Origin of the sequence: Vibrio sp. 5S239 (genome assembly GCF_041439575.1) — a bacterium.
Classification (GTDB): Bacteria; Pseudomonadota; Gammaproteobacteria; order Enterobacterales; family Vibrionaceae; genus Vibrio; species Vibrio kanaloae.
This window is the reverse complement of the sequence record NZ_JBGOOM010000055.1, coordinates 1-2337: the sequence shown is the minus strand read 5'-3', so window position 1 is coordinate 2337 and position 2337 is coordinate 1. Positions and strand designations below refer to the sequence as shown.

The following is a 2337-nucleotide window of genomic DNA, read 5'->3' as shown; positions in this document are numbered from 1 at the left end:
AAGGTGTTATGCGGTGGCTTCGTATTACGTTGCTCACTACTTAGCTTAGCGTTAGGTTTTAAGGAGTTATTATCAACAGATTACTAGTATTAATGGGAGTGTTTGCTGCGTTTATAGCGCATGGTAATCCTGTAACTTCAGAATATTGCTCAGAGGAAATTATCCAATCAAATAGATTGGAAGCAGGTCAAATGGTGAGAGTTCAGCAAGGAGAACTAAGGGTCAATGTTTACAGACGAAGTGAGGTGGAAATCGCTAAAGCTAAAAAACATAGTGGTAGTATTTTTGATGAACGATACCCTTCTTGGTGGCCTAAAGATAAATACCCCCTCAATTACGTTTCTGAAGCAGAGCGTTCAGTTGTTCCTGAGTATTTTGTTTTTTGGGACCGCAGTCCTGTTAATGGAGCGATAGTAACTCTGATTAGTCCAGAATGGTTCGATGAATCAGAAGACCTAAGTTACCTTAGCGATGGATGGCAGCCTGGTTTTATCGACTACGATAATCAAGTTTACTATGACACGACAGGTAGGCCTGTTAAGTGGGGAGCAAAATCAAAAGGCTTGGAGTTGTCAAAACTACCACTGCTTATTCCAAATCATGAATATGATGAACAGACAGGAAACATAAGACTCCTTTGCCAATAAACCTAACAAACTGCTTAAGACGGACTGCCAACGCTCGGCGAATTTACTTCAAAGTATGCTCTGTGTTTACGGTGGCTTGTTTAAGTTTTGTGTTATGTTGTCAGCCACTTAGCAGGGCGTTATGTGCTTTAGAGGAAACAATGGATGAGTGAATATGAAACATTATCAGTAATACTGTCCTCGTTGGCTGCTTTAATAAGTCTAGTTGTCTGGAATGGTCAACGAAAGCTTCAACGAGAAAGCTTAGATATGCAGAGGGCAACAGCGGATCTAGCTAAAAAGCAGCTTGAAATATTACTTCGCGAAGACAAAGAAAAATCGACAGCTCGTTTAAAACTTGATCTAGTGAAATCGGGTAATGGTTACAAGTTTGTTATTACCAATATTAGCAGTGTAGATGCCAAAGATATCAGCTTTGATTTGCTTGTTGATAATCCTCGATATAATCCTCTTGTCTGTTCGGACGTGAGTTCTAAATTACCTGCTCCAAAGCTGTCTCCTGGAAGCGAACTAAGCTTGTTGGCGGCAATTCATCTAGGTAGTCCAACGGCATACAATGCACGGTTAACATGGACAAATCCTGACGGAGAGACGGTTACAGATGAAACCTATGTATCGCTGTAGTGGAAGCACGCACATAACAAAGCGTTCAAGAGGGACAGTCAACGCGTGGCGAGTTTGGCTCAAATATCGGCATTTGTATTTACGGTGGTAAATTGAAGTTTGGGGTGGCGCGTTGCTGCCCCTTAACGCGGCGTTATGTGTAATCCAGAGTTCAGGGAAAGAATGAAAGTACTTATAGCAGGAGCCAATGGATATATTGGTAGCCACGTGACGAAGATGTTTGTTGAAAGTGGTTTTGAAATTTCGACATACAGCAGGGCTAGCGGTATCCTACCTGATACTAGAAAGCTCACTAAAGTGCCCGCAGATTTTTCTGGTTACTTTGATGTTGTTGTAAATTGTGCTCGTCCACATTGGTCAGAATTTTCGCCAGAGGAAATAGTTGATATAGAGTCCAAGCTGCTAACGCAGTTGGATAGGCTAGCGGCTGAAGGTGCGACCAAAATTCACACATCGGGCGTTTGGCTGTTCGGTAATGCTTCTCACAATGACCTCAAAGTGTTTAGGTTGAAGCCTCTAGGTGTGGTGAAACTGGACGCAGTTACAATAGGTAGTGCTATTAAAAATAAGTGGCATGTAGTTTATTGTCCTAGTTTGGTTTATGGAGGTGAAAACTGTCAGCTAAGGCGAATTGTCGACTCTTTATCTGACCAAACGATTCAATTAGCTATACCATCTCAAGGTCATAACCAATATATCCACGTCAATGACATCGCAAGGTTTTATTTATCGTTGGTGCAAGGTCGAATTTCCTCAGCACAACATTTTATTGCCGAGACTAAGGGGTATAGCCCTGAAGAGTTTTCCCAGCTGTTGCTGGATTCTCGAATCATAAAAAAAGTTAGCAAAAATAACTGGCGTGAGTTTGAAAATACCTTTGGCTTTTCGGCAGTAGAAATAGAAAAACTGAATCTTAAACTTCCAGTTAGTCCTTTGTTTGAACCGAAAGAGTCCTTAAGGAAGTACATAGAAAATTACACATAACAATGTGTTTAAGACGGATTCGCAACGCTCGGCATTTTTGGTTTGAGTTAGCTTCAGTGTTTACGGCACAATGGTTAGGTGT

Annotated in this window: 3 protein-coding genes; all 3 read left to right on the top strand. The window is 41.4% G+C overall.

The window, feature by feature from the left end; all coding sequences use genetic code 11:
- The first annotated feature begins 92 nt into the window (after positions 1-92).
- The 3 genes from ACED48_RS20355 to ACED48_RS20345 all read left to right on the top strand — a co-directional run bounded on the left by ACED48_RS20355 (position 93) and on the right by ACED48_RS20345 (position 2255).
- On the top strand, positions 93-647 hold the full coding sequence (locus tag ACED48_RS20355; protein WP_017058501.1) for a hypothetical protein: 555 nt from the start codon (positions 93-95) through the stop codon (positions 645-647).
- A gap of 144 nt (positions 648-791) precedes the next feature.
- Positions 792-1271 carry a hypothetical protein gene (locus tag ACED48_RS20350; protein ID WP_017058500.1) on the top strand — a complete coding sequence of 160 codons (480 nt, stop codon included), beginning with the start codon at positions 792-794 and terminating at the stop codon, positions 1269-1271.
- Between the two features lie 162 nt (positions 1272-1433).
- Positions 1434-2255, top strand: a complete 822-nt coding sequence (locus tag ACED48_RS20345; RefSeq protein WP_017058499.1) for an NAD(P)-dependent oxidoreductase — start codon at positions 1434-1436, stop codon at positions 2253-2255.
- Positions 2256-2337: the final 82 nt, after the last annotated feature.

Coding starts and splice junctions, on each gene's coding strand:
- ACED48_RS20355 (WP_017058501.1), top strand. CDS start 93: ATGGGAGTGTTTGCTGCGTTTATAGCGCATGGTAATCCTGTAACTTCA.
- ACED48_RS20350 (WP_017058500.1), top strand. CDS start 792: ATGAGTGAATATGAAACATTATCAGTAATACTGTCCTCGTTGGCTGCT.
- ACED48_RS20345 (WP_017058499.1), top strand. CDS start 1,434: ATGAAAGTACTTATAGCAGGAGCCAATGGATATATTGGTAGCCACGTG.